The following is a 20,609-nucleotide window of genomic DNA, read 5'->3' as shown; positions in this document are numbered from 1 at the left end:
CTGTTAGCTGCAAATAACAACGTGAAAAAATTTTAGTACAAAATAAATATAACACAAAAATAATCCGTGTCAAACAAAAAAAGGCAAAGTACAGGGAAAGGGAAGTTGCTATAATAAAACCATCAAAGAGACCGCATGGGGCGGTCTGCTACAGGAGGCGCATTATGGGAAACACAAACACCAAGCCGTTTGGCGTAAAGGACAAAATCGGTTACATGTGCGGTGATATTGCGAATGATTTTACATTCATTTTCGCCAGCAGCTATGTAATGGTATTTTACACAAAGGTCATGGGAGTCTCTGCCGGTATGGTAGGTACCATGTTCCTGCTTGCAAGATGTCTGGATGCATTTACCGACATCGGAATGGGACGCATTGTTGATAACAGCAAGCCGACCAAGAACGGACGCATCCGTCCGTGGATTCTGCGTATGTGCGCATTTGTTGCACTGGCATCGTTCATGATGTACCAGTCATTTCTGGTAGATGCACCGTATGCGGCAAAAGTTGCTTACATGTTCATCACTTACATTTTATGGGGATCCATTTTCTATACATCCGTAAATATTCCATATGGATCCATGGCATCTGTTATTTCCAGCGAGCCGAAGGACCGAAGCTCCTTATCTGTGTTCCGTTCTCTGGGCGGTACGCTGGCAGGTATCCTGATCGGTATGCTTGCACCGATGGTGGTATATTACACCGATGAGGCAGGAAACAAGGTCGTATCCGCGTCCAAAATTTCCATGATCGCAGGAATCTTTTCCGTACTTGCCGTTATCTGCTATCTGTTATGCTATACGCTGACAACAGAACGTGTCGCGTATGTACCGAAGCCGGATGTCCAGAAGAAGACGTTCGGACAGACGGTTTCCGCACTGTTTTCCAGCAGATCGCTGATGGGCCTGATTCTCTCGGCAGTGCTGTTGTTGTTGGCATCTTTAATGTCCCAGGGCATCAACCAGTATCTGTTTGCAGATTACTTTAAGAACACTGCAGCATTATCCGTATATTCGCTGCTGATGCTTCCGTGCGTGCTTGTACTTTCCGCAGTGTCCACAAAGCTTGCCGTGAAGTACGGAAAGAAAGAGTGCAGTCTTATCGGAATGTTTATCTCCGCAGGATTATATTTTATTATTGGCGTACTGCATGTAAAGAATGTATGGCTGTTCGTCGGACTGGCATTCCTTGCCATGATCGGTATGTATTTCTTCCAGATGCAGTGCTGGGCACTGGTAACGGACGTTATCGATGACATGGAAGTGAAGAATCACACCAGAGATGATGGTACCGTATACGGTATGTACTCTTTCGCAAGAAAGATCGGTCAGGCAATTGCGGGCGGACTTTCCGGATGGGCACTTGGCTGGATCGGTTATGATGAGCTGGCAACAAGCCAGACGCAGGAAGTTGCAAATGGAATCTACAATCTGTCCACCTTCTTCCCGGCAATCATCTATGCATTATGCGGACTGGCACTGTTACTTATATATCCGCTTTCTAAGGCGAAGGTAGAGGCAAACGTAAAAGAACTTGAGTCCAGAAGAAAATAATATAGGCTTGTTAAGGGGCTGCACATTAAGCGTGCAGCCCCTTTTTCGTGCAGCTCATGTGATAAGCAGCATTATAAGAAGCACATATGCAGATTTCCGTTGGAAATGCAGATGGAATATTCGTTGGAGAAAAATGTGAGCATTTCTACCAGTTGGATGTTTGCATCAGATTCCGTGTCTCTTCCACGTTTTGACTATCCGACGGGTGCATGTCCGGCACACCGGAGACAATGGGCGGACCTGACCCGCGGATTGTTCCAAACTTGGAAAGACACGGATCATCGAAGATGCAAACATCTGGCTGGTTAGAAATGCCATATTTTTTGACCGAATTTCCATCTGCATTTCCAACGGAAACCGCAAAGTGCGAGTTCCTTATAATGCTACTTGTCAAAATCCAGCTTCACGAAAAGGGACGGCTGCCTCTTTTTGGGCGTATTTGTTAAGGAAAGGTCAAAATAGGTAGGAAGTCCGTTCAAATAGATAGAAAGTTCTATCTATGGAAACCGATATTTTTTACAAACATTGGAAGACATTTTTGACTGAATGTATATTTTTGCAATTTTCAATTTGTAAAAAGGCGGAAAATGTGAAAAAAATCACAATCTATGCATGCATATTGCACAAAAACAGAACGCAAAATTAGAACTTTTGACGAAATTGACATTTAATGGGAAACTTCATAAAATAGGAACACAAAAAAAGAGAAAGGAAGTGGTAATACGGAGGAGCTATCAAAGCAGCTGATGGAAGAGCTGAACTGTGAGACTGCGTTCACGATCCCTGTTTTTGGCGGGATCCCTGTGGCAGAGTCGGTCGTGGTCACATGGGTCATCATGGCAGTGCTGCTGCTCGGCTCGATCATTCTTGTGCGCAACCTGAAAGTAGAGAATGTCGGCAAGAAACAGGTTGTACTGGAAACGGTAGTGGGAGGCTTATACAACTTCTTTTATGATCTCCTGGGGGAGGATGGAAAGGGGTATATCCCATATCTGATGACCGTAGGGCTGTATATCGGCGTGGCCAATATGATCGGTCTGTTCGGTCTCAAGTCTCCAACCAAGGATGTGGGCGTCACTGGTGCTCTTGCACTGATGAGTATCGTCCTGATTGAATTTTCGGGCGTACATAAAAAAGGCGTCAAAGGCTTTCTAAAAAGCTTTGCGGAACCGATCCCGCTTATGCTGCCGATGAATATTCTGGAAATATTTATCCGGCCGTTATCACTGTGTATGCGACTTTTCGGTAATATCTTAGGCGCATTCGTTATCATGGAGCTGATCAAGATCGTGGCACCGTTACTTGTGCCGGTACCGCTCAGCCTCTACTTTGACCTGTTTGACGGATTCATTCAGGCATATGTATTTGTATTTTTAACATCACTTTTTATTAAGGAAACCATCGAGTAATCAAATCGAAAAAGAAAAGGAGAACATTATTATGACATCTTTAATCGCAATCGGAGCAGGAATCGCAGCACTTACAGGTATTGGAGCAGGTATCGGTATCGGACTTGCAACTTCCAAGGCAACAGACGCTATCGCAAGACAGCCGGAGGCTGACGGAAAGATCACAAAGGCACTGTTACTTGGCTGTGCACTGGCAGAGGGTACTGCAATCTTCGGTATGGTTGTAGCAATCTTAATCATCTTATTCTTAGGCTAAGGAAAGGTTATGGTAGAGTATGCAGTTACTTAGAATCGACTGGAATGTCATCTTTACCATCGTCAATCTGATCGTATTATATCTGGGGCTCCGCAAATTTTTAATCGGACCGGTCACGAAAGTGATGGATCAGCGCAAGCAGCTGATCGAAGGGCAGATGGCGGACGCACGCCATGTAAATGAGCAGGCAAACGAGCTGAAAGCGCAGTATGAGGACGCCTTAAAGCAGGCGCATGAGGAATCGGCGCAGATCGTTGAGAAGGCGAGAAAGAGCGCACAGGCGGAGTATGAGAGCCGTATGGATGCAGCGGATACAGAGGCGCAGAAAATTATTGCCAACGCGCACAAGTCGATTGACCTTGAGCGTGAGAAAACCGTGCAGGAGCTGCAGTCGCAGATTGCGGGACTTGCCATGGCGGCAACCGCTAAGGTATTGGGCGACACGGATCAGGCAGCGCAGAACAAGCTTATGTATGAACAGTTTTTGGCGAAAACGGGTGGTTTAAATGACACAAACAGCAAATAATTACGGAACGGTTCTTTTTGAGCTGGGCGTGGAGAAAGAGACTGTGGAAGAGATGAAGCGGATTTTCTCACTGACTGGCGAATTGCCGCGCGTGCTGGACTGTCCGGTGGTATCCGGCAGGGAAAAGCACAGGCTGATCGAGCAGCTGTTTCCGAAAGAGGTCTGGAATTTCTTAAAAGAAATGTGCGACCACGGAAACGTATCGGAGATGGAGGATGTCTTTAAAGCGTATACGCGCTGCTACGATGAGGCAAATGGAATTTTAAAGACCGTTATGTACTGCGCGGGTACACCGGATGAGGAGCAGCTTGCACAGATTAAAGCATATCTCGCCGCAAAGCACCACAGAGAGACGGTGGAGCTTACCATCTGCACACAGCCGGAACTGATCGGCGGATTTGTGCTGGAGACGGGAGATCTGGTGGAAGATTACAGCGTCCGGGGGCGGATCAAGAATTTAGAACAAAAATTGACATGGAGGTGATGACGTGGGTTCCATAAATTCAGAGGAGATTATCTCCATACTGAAAACAGAGATAGAAAATTATGATATGGTGACCGGTGAGCAGGAAGTCGGCTCTGTCATCTGGGTAGGAGACGGAATTGCGACCATCTATGGCATTGAGCATGCCATGTATGGTGAGATCGTGATCTTCGAGAATGGCGTCAGAGGTATGGTGCAGGATATCAAGCGCGATCAGATCGGCTGTATCATTCTCGGAAAAGACACCGGCATCAAAGAGGGCACAAAGGTCACACGCACGAAGAAGAAGGCGGGTGTTCCGGTCGGAAATGCCTATCTTGGAAGAATTGTAAATGCACTGGGAGCGCCGATCGACGGCAAGGGAGATATTCCGGCGGACGATTACCGCCCGATCGAGCAGGAAGCGCCGGGCATTGTTGACCGTCAGTCGGTCAAGCAGCCGCTCGAGACCGGTATTCTGGCGATTGACGCCATGTTCCCGATCGGACGCGGGCAGCGGGAGCTGATTATCGGCGACAGACAGACCGGTAAGACGTCGATCGCAGTAGATACCATCTTGAACCAGAAGGGAAAAGATGTGATCTGTATTTATGTGGCGATCGGTCAGAAGGCATCGACCGTAGCAAAGCTTGTGAATACATTGACGAAGAATGATGCGATGGACTACTCCATCATTTTATCATCGACAGCCAGCGAGTCGGCATCGTTACAGTACATTGCACCGTATGCGGGAACCGCTATGGCAGAGTATTTCATGCATCAGGGCAAGGATGTCCTCATCGTATATGATGACCTCTCCAAGCACGCAGTGGCATATCGTGCACTGTCCCTTTTGCTGGAGCGTTCTCCGGGACGTGAGGCTTATCCGGGAGACGTATTTTATCTGCATTCCAGACTGCTGGAGCGTTCCAGCAAGCTTTCCGATGAGCTGGGCGGAGGTTCCATCACGGCGCTGCCGATCATTGAGACGCAGGCGGGCGATGTATCCGCATACATTCCGACCAATGTGATCTCCATCACAGACGGTCAGATCTTTTTGGAGAGTGATCTGTTCTTCTCAGGTATGCGTCCGGCAGTCAACGTCGGTCTCTCCGTATCCCGTGTCGGCGGTGCGGCGCAGACCAAGGCGATGAAGAAAGCGTCCGGTACGATCCGTATTGATCTGGCGCAGTATCGTGAGATGGAAGTGTTCACACAGTTTGCATCCGATCTGGACGACATGACAAAAGAGCAGTTACAGCACGGAAAATGCCTGATGGAGCTGTTAAAGCAGCCGCTCTGCCATCCAATGAGCCTGGCGGATCAGGTCATCACGCTGGTCGCTGCCAACAAGCGTCTGATGCTGGACGTAGACACGGCAAAGACGAAAGAATTCCAGCTGGGTATGTTAGATTACATCCATGTACAGCACGCGGAGCTTGTGACGAAGATCAACGAGGAAAAAGTGCTGGATGATGCGATTACGGAGCAGATTGTAGAGGCGGTTAAAGAATATAAGAGCAGGTGATAGAGCATGGCAAATACCAAGGAAATTCAAAAGCGAATGAAAAGTATCCGGGATACCATGAAGATTACAAGCGCCATGTATATGATATCCTCTGCCAAACTGCGCAGTGCCAAGCAGAAGCTTGAGCAGACGGAACCTTATTTCTATGCACTTCAGGGTTCCATTTCCAGATTCCTGCGCCACATTCCGGAGGTGCAGAACCGCTATTTCGACCAGAAGAAGGAGATTCCGGAGGAAGAAAAGCGGCGTGGATATATCGTGATCACTGCGGATAAGGGTCTGGCAGGAGCATACAACCACAACGTCATCAAGATGGCGCATGAGCTTTTCACGCAGGGCGAGAACAATAAGCTGTTTGTCGTCGGCGAGCTCGGACGCCAGTATTTTGCGAAAGAGGGTCTCGCGGTGGATGCGGAGTTCAAGTATACCGTGCAGAACCCGTCGCTTCACCGCGCGCGTGTCATTGCGGATCACGTCATGGATCTGTACGCGGAAAATGAGCTTGATGAGGTATATATCATCTACACAAAGATGGAAAACTCTTTTTCTATGAATGCGGAGAAGATGAAACTTCTTCCGCTTGTGAAGGAAGACTTCCTGCATCCTGCCCCGGCGGATATCTACCAGGAGGAGATCCGGGTGGAGTCATCCATGGAGGCGATTCTGGAGCATGTAGTACCGAACTATGTCACCGGATATATCTACTGTGCGCTGGTAGAGTCGTTTGCCAGCGAGCATAATTCCAGAATGATGGCAATGCAGGCGGCAACGGACAGCGCGAAGGACATGATACAGACGCTGTCGATCGAGTACAACCGGGTACGGCAGGCGGCGATCACACAGCAGATCACAGAGGTGAGCGGCGGTGCGAAAGCGCAGAAGAACAAGAAAAAGAAATAAAGCGGAAGGGAGCTTGTATGAAGAAAGGTAAAATTGTACAGGTCATGGGACCTGTCGTTGACGTAGAATTTGAAGATAATGACCTTCCATATATTAAAGATGCGCTTGAAGTGGACAACAACGGAAAGCGCTGCGTGATGGAGGTTGCACAGCACATCGGCAATAATACCGTCCGCTGCATCATGCTCGCGGCAAGCGAGGGCTTATGCAAGGATATGGAGGTTATTGCCGAGGGCGGCGGTATCAAGGTTCCGGTTGGAAATAAGACCCTGGGCAGACTGTTTAACGTGCTCGGAGATACACTCGACGGAGGCGAAAGCCTTGACGGTGAGGAACACTGGGTGATTCACAGAGATCCGCCATCTTTTGAAGACCAGAGCCCGGTCGTTGAGGTGCTTGAGACCGGTATTAAGGTCATCGATCTTTTGGCACCGTATGCAAAGGGCGGTAAGATCGGTCTCTTCGGAGGTGCCGGAGTCGGTAAGACGGTATTGATTCAGGAGCTGATCCGCAACATTGCGACAGAGCATGGCGGATATTCCATTTTTACCGGCGTCGGAGAGCGTTCCAGAGAGGGAAATGACCTGTGGTCTGAGATGAAGGAATCCGGCGTACTGGATAAGACGGCGTTAGTGTTCGGACAGATGAACGAGCCGCCGGGAGCACGTATGAGAGTTGCTGAGACGGGACTTACGATGGCAGAATATTTCCGCGATGAGGAGCATCAGAATGTACTTCTGTTCATCGATAATATTTTCCGTTTTACACAGGCAGGATCTGAGGTATCCGCGCTGCTTGGACGTATGCCGTCCGCAGTAGGTTATCAGCCGACCCTGGCGACGGAGATGGGCGAACTGCAGGAGCGGATTGCCTCCACGAAGAACGGATCTGTTACTTCGGTACAGGCTGTTTACGTGCCTGCAGATGACCTGACAGACCCGGCTCCGGCGACGACATTTGCACATCTGGATGCCACCACGGTACTTTCCAGAAAGATCGTAGAGCAGGGTATTTACCCGGCGGTAGATCCGCTTGAGTCCAACTCCCGTATCCTCGAGGAGGACGTCGTTGGAAAAGAGCACTATGAGACTGCCAGAAGAGTACAGGAGATTTTACAGAAGTACACAGAACTGCAGGATATCATTGCAATTCTCGGTATGGAGGAGCTGTCCGAGGAGGATAAGCTCGTGGTATACCGTGCAAGAAAGATCCAGAAGTTCTTATCCCAGCCGTTCCACGTGGCAGAGAACTTTACCGGCGTGCCGGGCAAGTATGTGCCGCTTAAGGAGACGGTAAGAGGATTCAAGGCAATTATTGACGGTGAGATGGATGAGTATCCGGAAGCAGCGTTCTTCAATGTAGGTACGATCGATGATGTGATCGAGCGTGCGAAGGAGATGGGGGCATGAATACATTTAGTCTGAAAGTGATTGCCTGTGACCGTGTCTTTTTTGACGGAAGATGTGAGCAGGTCGTTCTGCCGCTGCATGACGGAGAGAAAGCAATCCAGGCGCATCACGAAAATATGGTGTTTGCCGTTGAGATCGGCGAGATCCGCATCACGGACGAAACAGGCGAGGAGATCGTGGGTGTGACAGGCACCGGATTTGCACAGATCATCAATAACCGTGCAATGGTGATTGTTGACACCTGTGAGTCCCCGGAGGAGATCGATGTGCGGCGTGCCGAGGAGGCAAAAGAGCGTGCACAGGAGCAGCTCCGCCAGAAACAGAGCATTCAGGAGTATTATCGTTCCAAAGCATCGCTGGCGCGCGCGATGTCGCGCCTCAAGGTCGGGAAAAAAGACCGTCCGACCGGATATTAAGAAGAAAAATGGTCTTGTGCAAGGTTCCGGCGGGTCTGAGAGAGAAAAAACGTCTCTCCAGACCCGCCGGGACCTTGTTATTATGCGCGTGGGAAGAAAAAAGGGCTGTTCGCGGGTCTGGGAATGAAAAACCAGCCCGTGAGACCCGAAAAGAGATTAGTTTCGGGTCTGGGAGAGGAAAAAGGTGTTGCCAGACCCGGCGGAAGCCAAAATGCAGCCATGTAAGTCAAAAAAATAGAAGATTGTACGCAAAAACGGGTCTACAGAGAGAAAAAGTCCTCTGTAGACCCGTTTTGATCTTATGCACAACATCAGCAAACAATGATTGACCAAGAAAGCTCCTGTGGGTGCATGTGAGACTCAGCCCTGCAGCTTGCCAGCCGATACAAGTATTAACGCACATGCCGTTGCAACTTACTTAAGCCCCACTGTAGCCTGTAATGCAACTTACTAGCCAGCCAGCTTATGCGGTTTGCTCATCGGTGCAGATTGCTTCCCCGCGCTGCTTACAGTACGAAGAATGTACAGGTTGCCGGTGCAAGAGTCACTGTTCCGGCTTCCTGTGCTGCCGGAGTGAGTTCCGGAAGAGAATTGCCGGCACCCAGAACAAGTGGCTTGCCATTTAAAGTCATGACAGCGGCACGCACGTTGCCGCCCTCGCCGGCGAGTGTGTAGCGCTCTGCGCTCTTCGGAAGCTCTACGGTGGTTGTCTCTGTCAGCGAGTTGTTGATCACAAGATATACAACGCCCTCTTTTCCATCTTTGCGGGAATGTGCGAAGACATGTGCGCCCTCGCGGAGTGGCTCTGCGGTATCGTAAACGGTCGTACCCATCAGGCGGTTCCACAACAATACGGCAAAATAGTTCGGGCGCGGATCAAATACTTCGCGGGCCAGGAAGCCGTAGTCGGAAGAAGCCAGTGTATTGTGGAAAATAACGCCGTCTGTGATCGCTGCGAATCCAGCGAGCTCGTTTAAGGTACGGAAAACATCCAGATACGTGGAAGCCCATGTATCACCGCCACCGCCTGCGTCGCCGGACTCCGTTACCCACATCTCGCCGCCCGGGCAGTATTTGTCGCGGAGTGGAGCATAGGTGCGCGCACAGTTTAATGCAACGTCCAGATACGCCTCGGTATGGGCGGTATCTGCCAGCCAGTGTCCGCTTGGCATCACGGAAGCAAGACGCTCGGATACACCGTTGTAATAATGGTAGCTGAATACGTCCAACGGCTCTTTGGTGTCCTCTAACAGGTCGGTTGTGGAGCAGTTCTCTCTTACAAGCTGCTCGATACCACCACTCTTGCTGTTGTCATCACCGCCATTGATGGTAAGACCCTCGCCAACACTGCTCGGTCCGATACAGATACATTCCGGATAGTTGGCGCGTACCCACGCGAAAAACAGATCCTGATCGCGGTGGTAATCAGCCGGTGTATAACCAGCCGGGAAGCCGGTATCCTCCATCATGTTCGGTTCGTTTGCGAACTCGGCGCCGTCGATCGGTACGCCGTGTTCTTTGCTCAGACGAAAAATCTTCTCCGCCTCACTCGGATTCCACGGTTCCTCTGCGGAATGCAGACCCGGGCAGTTCGCAACGGAAATCATCAGTTTCGCATCGATCGCTTTTACGAAGTCGAGCACACCAATCCACTGCTCCTTTGTCAGGACATTTAAGTAGCCCTCCGGAGCAATACCGCCTGTTGCATTGTCAAAATCATAGTAAGTCTTGGTTGCCCAGGTGCCGGACACACGCACCCATGCGGTTCCGAGCTCCTTTGCGAGGGAGCGGAGCTTCTCGTTGTACAGATCGATCGGTGCGTATACCTGCATCAGATCCTTGTACATTGCAGCAATGCCGTCTGCGCTCGGAGCGACATGGAATTCCTCGGTTCCTGCAACCTGCTCCGGTGTGTACGCTTTCCAGAAGGTGCCGCCGGTTACCTCGGCGAATTCTACATTATAAGACATCAGGCGCGGATTTACTTCGCGCAGCGCCTTTAAATTCTCGGGAACTAATTTTACAAACTGTGCCATAGAAATCATTCTCCTGTTCGTTTTTATTTGCCGGTGATCCGGATCCCCGTATCACCTTTGCATAAAAACAGCGTACCACAAAAATTGTATTGTGTATGCAGGAAAACAACTATTTACAAAAATTGTGCAAAAACAGGACAAAATCGTTCCCGCCCTTAGCGCTCAAATCTGCCGCTTGCCCCGCACGGAAGCACCAGACCGTTGCTGGAAACCGGCAGACCGATTTCATCTGCGGCGATATGACCACCGTGTTTTTTTAAGACGGTATTCATCATATAGCTGAGCACTGCCGGCTGAAGACCAGTGGTGTAGGAGTTGATCAGGAAAAACAGAGGATCGTCCGACAGCAACTGCTCACAGAGCTGCACCAGCGGATAGATGGCGTCCTCGATTTTCCAGATCTCACCCTTGGGTCCTCTTCCGTAGGAAGGCGGGTCCATAATGATCGCATCATAGTGGTTGCCGCGGCGGATCTCGCGCTCAACAAACTTTACGCAGTCGTCCACAATCCAGCGGATCGGGGCATCACCAAGACCGGAAGAGACGGCGTTTTCCTTCGCCCAGGTCACCATTCCCTTGGAGGCATCCACATGCGTGACGCTGGCACCGGCAGCAGCGGCGGCAATCGTGGCACCGCCAGTGTAGGCGAACAGATTTAACACCTTGATCGGACGTCCGGCGCTGCGGATCTTTTCGGAAAACCAGTCCCAGTTGGCAGCCTGCTCCGGAAACAGTCCGGTGTGCTTAAAACTGAACGGCTTTAAGTTGAAAGTCAGCTTGCCGTAATGGATGGTCCACTGCTGGGGAAGATCAAAAAATTCCCACTCCCCGCCGCCCTTGGCGCTGCGGTGGTAATGGCCGTTCATTTTGCGCCAGCCGCGCTCGGTCTTCGGCGTGTCCCAGATGACCTGCGGGTCGGGACGGACGAGAAGATAATCTCCCCAGCGCTCGAGCTTTTCTCCTTTTGAGCAGTCAATGACTTCGTAATCTTTCCAGTTATCTGCAATCCACATAGCAATCTCCATTCCTGTGTACTTCTAATTTAAAACTATAACAAATATATACCACAAGCCAGCAGAGGGCAAGGAAAAAGTAAAAATGTCTGCCTGCGGGCAGAGAAAAAGCCTTCGCCACGGCGCGGCGCAGGCATTAACGGATGCGGATACAGCATCCGGAGCAGGAAAAAGCCCATAAAAAGCCAATAAAAAACCGGTAGAAAAATATCTACCGGTTCAAAACTGCGCAGCCCAAATTGCCGGCTGCACGTTATTTTTTACGCCAGGTGGACGGCATGAACAGAATCATGAGCGGGAAAAGCTCCAGTCTGCCGGCGAGCATGTCAAAAATCAGCACAACCTTGGAGAGCGGCGAGAAGATCGAAAAATTCTGCGCCGGTCCGACACGGTTTAAGCCAGGACCGATGTTGTTCAGACACGAGACGACTGCTGTAAAGTTCGTGGTAAAATCGAACTCGTCCAGGCTGATGATAAGCGTTGACAGCATGAGCAAAATAAAGTAAATGACCAGAAAAACATTGGTAGAGCGCAGGGTGCTGTGTTCTACGACATGTCCGTCCATGCGGATCTTGCGGATCTCGCGGGGGTGGATAATCAGGGAAAGCTCTTTGCGGATGGTTTTGAATAAAATCACCAGCCGGGATACTTTCATACCGCCGCCTGTGCTTCCCGCACATGCGCCGACGAACATCAGCGTCACAAGAATCGTCTGGGAGAGCGCAGGCCACATGTCGAAGTCGGCAGTGGAATATCCGGTGGTGGTGATGATCGCACCGACCTGGAAAAAGGCATTCCGCAGCGCGTCCCTGGTATTTGCGTAAAGCGGGCGTATATTATAGGTAATCATTCCGACAGAAGCAAAGATCAAAAAGAGATACCAGCGCACTTCCTCGATGCGGAATGCATCCTTGATTCTGCGCGATAAAATACAAAAATAAAATGTGTAATTGATACCGCTTAAGATCATAAAAGTTGTGACCGTGTTCTGGATAGCAGGCGAAAAGCTTGCAAAGCTGTCGTTACGGAAACCGAAACCACCGGTGCCGGTCGTGCCGAAACTCGTCAGAAGAGACTCAAACAGCGGCATGCCGAGCGCACACAGAATGACAATCTCAAGGAGCGTGATGGCAAGGTAAATGCCGTATAATATTTTCGCGGTATCCTTGATGTGCGGAACCAGACGGCTGACGGAAGGTCCCGGGCTCTCCGCCTTCATGAGGTTGATCGTAGAGCCGCCCATCAGAGGCAGGATCGACATAATAAAGACGAACACACCCATGCCGCCGATCCAGTGGCTGAAACTGCGCCAGAAAAGGCTGGCATGCGACAGGGACTCGACATCAGAGAGAATACTTGAACCGGTCGTGGTAAAACCGGAGACCGTTTCAAACAGGGCGTCTACATAATATGGAATGTCGCCGTTCCACACGAAGGGGATAGCGCCGAAAATACTCATAACGATCCAGCTCAAGGCGACAGTAACAAACCCCTCCCTTGTATACACGGTCGAGGAAGACGGTTTTTTATGTGTGAAAACAATCCCTAAAACCAGACAGATTGCAGCGGTAATGACAAATGGAATGCCGGCCTCCTCCTGATAGATCAGCGAGACCAGCGCCGGGAGCATCAGAAACGCGCTCTCAAATTGTAAAATATAGCCCAGAATATATAAAACCATGGAATAATTCATTGCAGGTTAATCCTCCAGAATCTCTTTGATGTCGGAGATGCGGTATCCGGAAATGACGACCAGAACGGAGTCTCCGGCGAGCATCATATCCTGTCCACCCGGCAGAATGACCTTGCCGTTGCGGTAGATGCAGCAGATTAAGGTGTTCTTCCGGAAATTCAGATCCTGCAGCGGAATGCCTGCGACGGCAGAATTCTCCTTGATGATGAATTCCAGAGCCTCGGCTTTTCCGCCGGCAAGCTTGTAAAGCGTCTCCACGTTGCTGTTGATGGAATTCACTGTGGAGCGCACATATTTTAAAATGTAATCAGCGGTAATGACACGCGGATAAATAATACTTCCCAGATTCATCTCGTTGATGACGGAGTTAAAGCTGCTCCGGTTGATCTTGGTCACCGTTTTTGCATTGGAGACATCGTTGGCGTACAGCGACAGCAGGATGTTTTCCTCGTCAAGACCAGTGAGAGCTGCAAAACCCTGCGCCTGCTCCAAGCCCTCCTCGGACAGCAGATCCTGATCGGTGGCATCACCGCAGATGATTGTCGCCTCCGGAAGCAGCTCGCTTAAAACGTCGCAGCGGGACGGATTGATCTCGATGATCGTCACACGGATGCCCGACTGGATGAGAATCTTTGCGAGGTAAAAGGAAACCTTACCGCCGCCAGCGAGAATGGCATTGCCGACGCGGTTCTTGACGATGCCGATCTTACGGAAAAAGTCAATGGCGTTGCGGCGCTCGGAAGCGATTGCGACGGTATCTCCGGCGCGGAATTCAAAATCACCGTTCGGGATGATGACCTCGCTGCCGCGGATGACGGTACACACCAGCACGTTGCTGTGCAGGGTCTGGTGCAGATTGAACAGCTTTAAATGAATCAGCGGGGAATTCTCGCTGACTTTAAAGTGAAGCAGCTCTACATGCCCCTTTGCAAAAGAATCCACACGGATGGCGGAAGGAAACTGAAATACTCTTGAAATCTCGTTGGCTGCCGTCAACTCAGGATTGATAATCATGGCGAGCCCGAATTCCTTTTTCAGGAAGGCGATCTCGCCGTTGTAGATCGGATTGCGCACGCGCGCGATGGTCTGGCAGTGGCCGGTCTTCTTGGCAATCACGCAGCACAGAAGGTTTTTCTCATCATCTCCGGTAACTGCGATTAAAAGATCGGCAGTGGCGATGCCTGCCTCCAGCAGTGTCTTATGGTTGATGCCGTTCCCCACGATGCCCATCACATCCAGACGGTCGGTAATATATTGAACCTTTTCCGGCTTTTCATCAATGACAACAATATTGTGATCTTCGTTGCTGAGCTGTTCGACAAGCGTAAAACCAACTTTTCCACAGCCTACGATAATAATGTCCATAGAAATCTCCTTAAAGAATAATCAAAGACATTATAGCATATACAAATTGTTTTTGGGAAAAAAAGCGTAGAAATTGGCAAAATCTTAATGATAAAAACAATTTTTTCAAGGAAACGCCCGCGTGGACAGTTCTTGTGTTTTAAATGAGGGTACGTTACAATGAGTGACAGAGAACTAAATGACAGGAGAGGAAAGAGGAGTTTATGCTGGAACAATTAGTGGAGTGTGAGAACCGGCTTTTAGAGGAACAGAGACGGTTCAATGAGTTACTGCTTGCCTGGCGGTCCGGGGATCTGGGGGACGATCTTACACGGATGAAGATTGAGCAGATGCAGCGGGAAGTGGATGCGCTGGGACGACAGCTGACAGCGCTGCGCACAGTAATTGCGGCACAGGCAGACCGCGAACGGGCGGGATACCGTCAGGGGGCGATGCCGAAGGCGGCGTATGGATGGCCGGCGTATGGACAGGCGGTGGCAGCGGCGCAGTCGTGGAATCAGACAATGCCGCAGCCGGCAGTGCAGACAGCGGAGACGGGAAATCCGATACCGCCGGCGCCGGGCGCAATGTCACAGTCCGCGCGGGAGACGGGAAACCCGCAGCAGGCGTATCAGCAGACACCGCCGCGGCCGGTGGCAGCACAGGCGGGATACCAGCAGGCATCCGGGAAGCAGGATCTGGAAAAAACGATCGGCAGGGCGATTCTGCCGGTCTGCGCTGCAGGACTGATCTTCCTGAGTCTGGTGTTTTTTGCGATGCTGGTGCTGCCGTATCTTAGCCAGGGAGTAAAGATGGTTCTGATGTATACCGTCAGTGCCGCGATCACGCTGGCAGGAGGAATTCTTGTGGCACATGACCGCAGGAATAAAGCATTTCTTGGGCTGCTGGGCTGCGGCATGGGAGCGTGGTATCTCTCGCTGTTTTTAAGTGATTTTTATTTCCATGCAATAAACGACGGCATACTTTATCTGGGACTGCTGGTGTGGGCGGTGGTTCTGTGTGTGCTGTCACGTCTGCGGTCGAATCTCTTCCTTATCATAGGGCAGATTGGTGTGGGCATCTCATTGATTCTCGGCGTGCTCATGTGTAACTGGACGGAGGATGCGGAAAGGTTTCTGATTCTTTCTATATATTATGCGGTAACGCAGACCATCTTTTTCGTGTCCCACCTGCGGAGAGAATATTACCGCAATGCGGTGAATCTTGTGTCGTGGAGCATCGGGCTGCTCATTCTGGTGCTTGGAGCAGCTGCTTCCTATACAGAAGGCTCCGCTGCGGGAAACGTGTCAGTGGTATTGCTTCTTGCGCTTGCAGCGGTTCCGGTACTGCTTGGCGTAGCCGCGGCGGAAATGGACGAGAATGGAAAACTGCTTGGCGGTATTGTGGGGGCACTGTGTATCATCATTTTTTGCGGACTGTTTTTGAACCGGTTTACCGGAGCGGCGCTGCTCTTACTGGTATTTGGCATTGCAGTTCTGGCGCTGCTGGAATTCCGGCGGCCCGGGGATCTGTCCGCGGGGACGGTTCTGCTTGAGGTGGCTGTTTTTGCGCAGATGTTCTTTGCGGGAGTTGCCGCGCCGTATTTCGGAGAGTATGTATCGACGGGACTTCTGGCGGAGGCGTGCCTTCTGTACGGTTTCCTGCGAAAAAGAAAAGCATACCGGGCGGCTGCGCTCGGCTATGGCATCCTGCTGTTGCTGATCCCGATGAACGGGGGCATGAGAACAGTCTGGGGACTGGTATTCTTCGGCAGCGCGGTGCTGCTGATTGGGTTCTGCAGGGAACAGTATGAAACCTGGATGAAGATCTGTGGTTATCTGATGTTTTTGGCATTCCTGTCAGAAACGGCGGTGTGGGGAACGGATCTGGCAGCGGTCGCAGATGTTTACCTGAGCGATCTGATCTGTTTTATGCCGATTGTGCTCTGCAATATTCTGGCGGCGAAAGTTCCGCTGTTTCGCAGAAATCCAAAGACGGGAGAGGAAGAAAAAGCATTCGCGGCGGTAACGATGGCCGTGCAGGCGCTCCTTATTGCAGCGGTTCTGGTTCTGATGGGAAAACCGGACGCGCCGGTGCTTCACCTTATCTATATGCTTTTGGGACTGGTGCTCGTGTGCACCAATACCTACAGCCTGCTGATAAGGAAGGACGGAGACTGGTGGGGAATTTACGTGGCGTTAAAGCTGCTGCTGTTTGCATCGGTCGCACTGCACTCCTATGGGGTGCCCGTGTTCGTGAACGATGTGACGGGCATTGTGATTGCGTTCTGCTGTATCGTGGCGGGATTTCTGGCGGAAATGCGGATGAAGAGAAAATATAAGGCGCTGCGGGTCTGCGGACTGGTTCTGGTGCTGCTGTGCGTTGTAAAACTGGTGCTCGTGGACATCCGCTACGACAATGTGCTGCTCCGGGCGGCGGGATTTTTTGTCGGAGGCATCCTTTGCTTTGGTATCAGTCTTGTATACAATCTGGTCGACAAGTGGATGGGGCGGCGCGAAAATGCAAAAAACTGAAAAAAATCCTTGCAATTCGCGGTTTCATCGTGTATACTATGCATTGCTGTGACATTGATAGCGTTGAAGCGTGAGGTTGCTGCAGAGCATTGCAGGTTTTCCGTGGAGCGAATGTCAAGTTAGGAAACTGGCGACAAGTCACTGTATCACGAATAGAATTTGTCCGAAGGACAGAGGGATGGCGTGTAGGAAGCGCGGGCTTCTTTGTGGGCGTGAGTCCATGATACACGCGGGTATGTGTGCAGTCACCGCTTGTCGTACAAAAAGCGATTACATCGCTTGTAAAAGTGCGAAAAGGAGGCGACTTTTTTTATGGCAAGTCAAGTAATGAGAATCACTCTGAAGGCTTATGATCACAAGTTAGTTGATTCATCAGCACAGAAAATCATCGAAACTGTAAAGAAGAACGGATCACAGGTGAGCGGACCGGTACCTCTTCCTACAAAGAAGGAAGTAGTTACAATCTTAAGAGCTACTCACAAGTACAAAGATTCCCGTGAGCAGTTCGAGCAGAGAACTCATAAGAGACTGATCGATATCGTTACACCGACCCAGAAGACGGTTGATGCATTATCCCGCCTTGAGATGCCGGCAGGTGTTTACATCGATATCAAGATGAAGAATAAATAATTTCTTCATCCCAGACAAATCAATGATTTAGTTAATATCCTGAAGGGTTTTATATAGAAGTAATGCAGGCGGTGAAAACTTCCCATTCCACTTATATGGACTTTCTAGGATGAACGGTTCCGCTACCCCACATGGTTGGGCATGAAGCGTTCCGCTGTAGAGAAAACAGGAGGTAAAAGTATGAAGAAAGCGATTTTAGCAACAAAAGTCGGAATGACTCAGATCTTCAATGCAGACGGTGTTTTAGTACCGGTTACTGTATTGGAAGCAGGTCCATGTTCTGTAACACAGATCAAGACAGTAGAGAACGATGGATACAGTGCAGTGCAGGTTGCATTTGCTGACAAGAAAGAAAAGGTTGTCAACAAGGATGCAAACGGCAAGAAGCAGGTAGCTCACAGACATGGTGTAAACAAGGCTCAGATGGGACATTTTGCAAAGGCTGGCGTATCCGGCAAGCGTTTTGTGAAAGAGTTCAAGTTTGAGAACGCAGCAGATTACAATCTTGGCGATGTGATCAAGGCTGATATCTTTGCAGAGGGCGACAAGATCGACGCTACTGCAATTTCCAAAGGAAAAGGATTCCAGGGCGCTATCAAGAGATTGGGACAGCACAGAGGTCCTATGGCTCACGGTTCCAAGTTCCATCGTCATCAGGGTTCCAACGGTGCGTGTTCCTCACCGAGCCGTGTATTCAAGGGAAAAGGAATGCCGGGACACATGGGAAGCGTACAGGTTACTACACAGAACCTTGAAATCGTAAGAGTTGACGCAGAGAACAACCTGCTTTTAGTAAAAGGTGCCGTACCAGGTGCTAAGAAGTGTTTAGTAACAGTTAAAGAAACAGTAAAAGCTGGTAAATAGTGCTCGAATAGGAAAGGAGGAACTAAACGATGGCTAAAGTAGCTGTTTATAATATGGAAGGCAAGGAAGTTGACAGCCTTGAATTGAACGATGCTATCTTCGGAGTAGAAGTGAATGAGCATTTAGTACACATGGCAGTCCTTCAGCAGCTTGCAAACAACCGCCAGGGAACACAGAAGGCTAAGACCCGTTCCGAAGTACGCGGTGGTGGTAGAAAACCATGGAGACAGAAGGGAACCGGACATGCAAGACAGGGTTCAACCAGAGCTCCGCAGTGGACACATGGTGGCGTAGTATTCGCTCCGGTACCAAGAGATTATTCTTTCAAGCTCAACAAGAAAGAGAAGAGAGCAGCATTAAAGTCTGCACTTACTTCAAGAGTTGCTGAGAACAAGTTCATCGTTCTCGACGAGTTAAAGCTTGACGAGATCAAGACCAAGAAGTTCGTAGAGGTTATGAAGAACTTAAAGGTTGAGAAGGCACTTGTTGTATTGAACGATATGGATGTCAACGTAATCAAATCCGCAGACAACGTTCCGACTGTAAAGACTGCTCAGACAAATGAGCTGAACGTATTTGACGTTCTGAAGTATGATACGGTTGTTGTAACAAAGGACGCTGTAAAGACGATCGAGGAGGTGTATGCATAATGGCAAACGTACAGTATTATGATGTAATCCTCAAACCAGTAGTAACAGAGAAGAGCATGGCAGCAATGGCTGAGAAGAAGTATACATTCTTAGTTCACCCGGAAGCAAACAAGTCCATGATCAAGGAAGCAGTTGAGAAAATGTTCGAGGGAACAAAGGTTGCAAGCGTCAACACCATGAACATGGACGGCAAGAACAAGAGACGTGGAATGGTAACCGGTAAGACTGCCAAGACCAAGAAAGCTATCGTAACATTAACAGCAGACAGCAAGGACATCGAGATCTTCGCTGGACTGTAAGATGAAAAGCGTTTCATTCTGATAGCAAACTAGGCGCAGCGATGCGCGATAACAAACATCGAAAGGAGAACAACAATGGGAATTAAGACATACAACCCATATACACCTTCCAGAAGAAATATGACTGGCTCCGATTTCTCCGAGATCACAAAGACAACACCGGAGAAAGCGCTCACTACTTCTTTAAAGAAGAACGCTGGTCGTAACAATCAGGGAAAGATCACCGTTAGACATCACGGCGGTGGAAACAGAAGAAAATACAGAGTCATCGACTTCAAGAGAAACAGCAAAGACGGAATTCCGGCAAAGGTTGTTGGTATTGAGTACGATCCGAACAGAACAGCAAACATCGCTCTGATCTGCTACGCAGACGGCGAGAAGGCATACATCCTTGCTCCGGCAGGACTCACAGATGGCATGACTGTTATGAGTGGTGCTGCTGCAGAGGTTCGTGTTGGTAACTGCTTACCGCTCGAGAATATCCCGGTTGGTACCCAGGTGCACAATGTAGAGCTTCATCCTGGCAAGGGCGGACAGATGGTTCGTTCCGCTGGTATGAGCGCACAGCTCATGGCAAAGGAAGGAAAGTACGCAACGTTAAGACTTCCGTCCGGCGAGATGCGTATGGTTCCGTTAAACTGCCGCGCAACCATCGGTGTGATTGGTAATGGAGATCACAACCTTGTAAATATCGGTAAAGCAGGACGTAAGCGTCACATGGGTGTTCGCCCGACTGTACGTGGTTCTGTTATGAACCCGAATGACCATCCACATGGAGGTGGTGAGGGCCGTGCTCCGATCGGACGTCCGGGCCCATGCACACCTTGGGGCAAGCCTGCTCTTGGTCTTAAGACCAGAAAGAAGAACAAGTCTTCTAACAAGATGATCGTAAGAAGAAGAGACGGTAAGGCGTTGAAATAAGTTTCAACCATTGATAAGCCCATCGGGTGTTTGTCAAAAATATACAAATAAGCTGGAATTTGACCGGGAGAAGTTGTACTTGCTTCTTCCGGCATGTTCTGCTATAATAAACAAGATGTTCGTAGTCCGAGGAAACACACGGGTGTGTGTAAGGACTGATAATAT

Annotated in this window: 19 protein-coding genes; 15 read left to right on the top strand and 4 right to left on the bottom strand. The window is 49.9% G+C overall.

Annotated elements, in window-relative coordinates; all coding sequences use genetic code 11:
- Positions 1-164: 164 nt before the first annotated feature.
- The 9 genes from RHOM_RS14310 (at position 165) to atpC (ending at position 8,460) form a co-directional block, all read left to right on the top strand.
- Positions 165-1,553 carry an MFS transporter gene (locus tag RHOM_RS14310; protein ID WP_014081008.1) on the top strand — a complete coding sequence of 463 codons (1,389 nt, stop codon included), beginning with the start codon at positions 165-167 and terminating at the stop codon, positions 1,551-1,553.
- A gap of 746 nt (positions 1,554-2,299) precedes the next feature.
- Positions 2,300-2,962: a F0F1 ATP synthase subunit A gene (locus tag RHOM_RS14305; RefSeq protein ID WP_014081007.1), complete on the top strand. Its 663-nt coding sequence runs from the start codon at positions 2,300-2,302 to the stop codon at positions 2,960-2,962.
- A 31-nt stretch (positions 2,963-2,993) separates the two neighbouring features.
- The gene (gene atpE, locus RHOM_RS14300; protein ID WP_006857776.1) at positions 2,994-3,218 is read left to right on the top strand and encodes an ATP synthase F0 subunit C; all 225 of its coding nucleotides are present in this window, start codon (positions 2,994-2,996) and stop codon (positions 3,216-3,218) included.
- 19 nt (positions 3,219-3,237) lie between these two features.
- Positions 3,238-3,744 carry a F0F1 ATP synthase subunit B gene (atpF, locus tag RHOM_RS14295; RefSeq protein ID WP_014081006.1) on the top strand — a complete coding sequence of 169 codons (507 nt, stop codon included), beginning with the start codon at positions 3,238-3,240 and terminating at the stop codon, positions 3,742-3,744.
- Positions 3,725-4,228, top strand: a complete 504-nt coding sequence (gene atpH / locus RHOM_RS14290) for an ATP synthase F1 subunit delta (protein WP_014081005.1) — start codon at positions 3,725-3,727, stop codon at positions 4,226-4,228. The genes atpF and atpH overlap by 20 nt, the downstream gene beginning before the upstream one ends.
- A gap of 4 nt (positions 4,229-4,232) precedes the next feature.
- Complete coding sequence (gene atpA, locus RHOM_RS14285; RefSeq protein WP_014081004.1) at positions 4,233-5,735, top strand: F0F1 ATP synthase subunit alpha; 1,503 nt, start codon at positions 4,233-4,235, stop codon at positions 5,733-5,735.
- Between the two features lie 6 nt (positions 5,736-5,741).
- Positions 5,742-6,635 (top strand): ATP synthase F1 subunit gamma, encoded by an 894-nt coding sequence (atpG, locus tag RHOM_RS14280; RefSeq protein ID WP_014081003.1) that lies wholly within the window; start codon positions 5,742-5,744, stop codon positions 6,633-6,635.
- Between the two features lie 17 nt (positions 6,636-6,652).
- Positions 6,653-8,044, top strand: a complete 1,392-nt coding sequence (gene atpD, locus RHOM_RS14275; RefSeq protein ID WP_014081002.1) for a F0F1 ATP synthase subunit beta — start codon at positions 6,653-6,655, stop codon at positions 8,042-8,044.
- On the top strand, positions 8,041-8,460 hold the full coding sequence (gene atpC, locus RHOM_RS14270; RefSeq protein ID WP_014081001.1) for an ATP synthase F1 subunit epsilon: 420 nt from the start codon (positions 8,041-8,043) through the stop codon (positions 8,458-8,460). Before atpD ends, atpC begins: the two co-directional genes overlap by 4 nt.
- Before the next feature lie 506 nt (positions 8,461-8,966).
- Here the strand turns inward: atpC and RHOM_RS14265 are convergent.
- From RHOM_RS14265 to trkA, 4 genes are all read right to left on the bottom strand, one after another.
- Positions 8,967-10,496: a hypothetical protein gene (locus RHOM_RS14265; RefSeq protein WP_014081000.1), complete on the bottom strand. Its 1,530-nt coding sequence runs from the start codon at positions 10,494-10,496 to the stop codon at positions 8,967-8,969.
- Between the two features lie 155 nt (positions 10,497-10,651).
- Complete coding sequence (locus RHOM_RS14260) at positions 10,652-11,509, bottom strand: class I SAM-dependent methyltransferase (protein ID WP_044024702.1); 858 nt, start codon at positions 11,507-11,509, stop codon at positions 10,652-10,654.
- A 253-nt stretch (positions 11,510-11,762) separates the two neighbouring features.
- Positions 11,763-13,202 carry a TrkH family potassium uptake protein gene (locus RHOM_RS14255; protein ID WP_014080997.1) on the bottom strand — a complete coding sequence of 480 codons (1,440 nt, stop codon included), beginning with the start codon at positions 13,200-13,202 and terminating at the stop codon, positions 11,763-11,765.
- A gap of 6 nt (positions 13,203-13,208) precedes the next feature.
- Complete coding sequence (gene trkA / locus RHOM_RS14250; protein WP_014080996.1) at positions 13,209-14,567, bottom strand: Trk system potassium transporter TrkA; 1,359 nt, start codon at positions 14,565-14,567, stop codon at positions 13,209-13,211.
- Between the two features lie 203 nt (positions 14,568-14,770).
- Between trkA and RHOM_RS14245 the strand changes: the two genes are divergently transcribed.
- The 6 genes from RHOM_RS14245 to rplB all read left to right on the top strand — a co-directional run bounded on the left by RHOM_RS14245 (position 14,771) and on the right by rplB (position 20,444).
- A complete protein-coding gene (locus RHOM_RS14245) occupies positions 14,771-17,080 on the top strand; it encodes a DUF2339 domain-containing protein (RefSeq protein ID WP_014080995.1) in 2,310 nt (769 codons plus the stop codon).
- A 312-nt stretch (positions 17,081-17,392) separates the two neighbouring features.
- Entirely contained in the window at positions 17,393-17,710 is a 318-nt protein-coding gene (gene rpsJ, locus RHOM_RS14240; protein WP_014080994.1) for a 30S ribosomal protein S10, read from the top strand.
- A 180-nt stretch (positions 17,711-17,890) separates the two neighbouring features.
- Positions 17,891-18,574, top strand: coding sequence for a 50S ribosomal protein L3 (gene rplC, locus RHOM_RS14235; RefSeq protein WP_014080993.1), 684 nt, complete (start codon positions 17,891-17,893; stop codon positions 18,572-18,574).
- Between the two features lie 29 nt (positions 18,575-18,603).
- On the top strand, positions 18,604-19,224 hold the full coding sequence (gene rplD, locus RHOM_RS14230; RefSeq protein ID WP_014080992.1) for a 50S ribosomal protein L4: 621 nt from the start codon (positions 18,604-18,606) through the stop codon (positions 19,222-19,224).
- Positions 19,224-19,523 carry a 50S ribosomal protein L23 gene (gene rplW / locus RHOM_RS14225; RefSeq protein WP_014080991.1) on the top strand — a complete coding sequence of 100 codons (300 nt, stop codon included), beginning with the start codon at positions 19,224-19,226 and terminating at the stop codon, positions 19,521-19,523. Before rplD ends, rplW begins: the two co-directional genes overlap by 1 nt.
- Positions 19,524-19,598: 75 nt before the next feature.
- Positions 19,599-20,444, top strand: coding sequence for a 50S ribosomal protein L2 (gene rplB / locus RHOM_RS14220; RefSeq protein ID WP_014080990.1), 846 nt, complete (start codon positions 19,599-19,601; stop codon positions 20,442-20,444).
- Positions 20,445-20,609 lie beyond the last annotated feature (165 nt).

It is taken from the genome of Roseburia hominis A2-183 (genome assembly GCF_000225345.1).
GTDB lineage: Bacteria > Bacillota > Clostridia > Lachnospirales > Lachnospiraceae > Roseburia > Roseburia hominis.
Note: the sequence above shows the minus strand (reverse complement) of the source record. Positions and strands in the feature narration are given on the sequence as shown.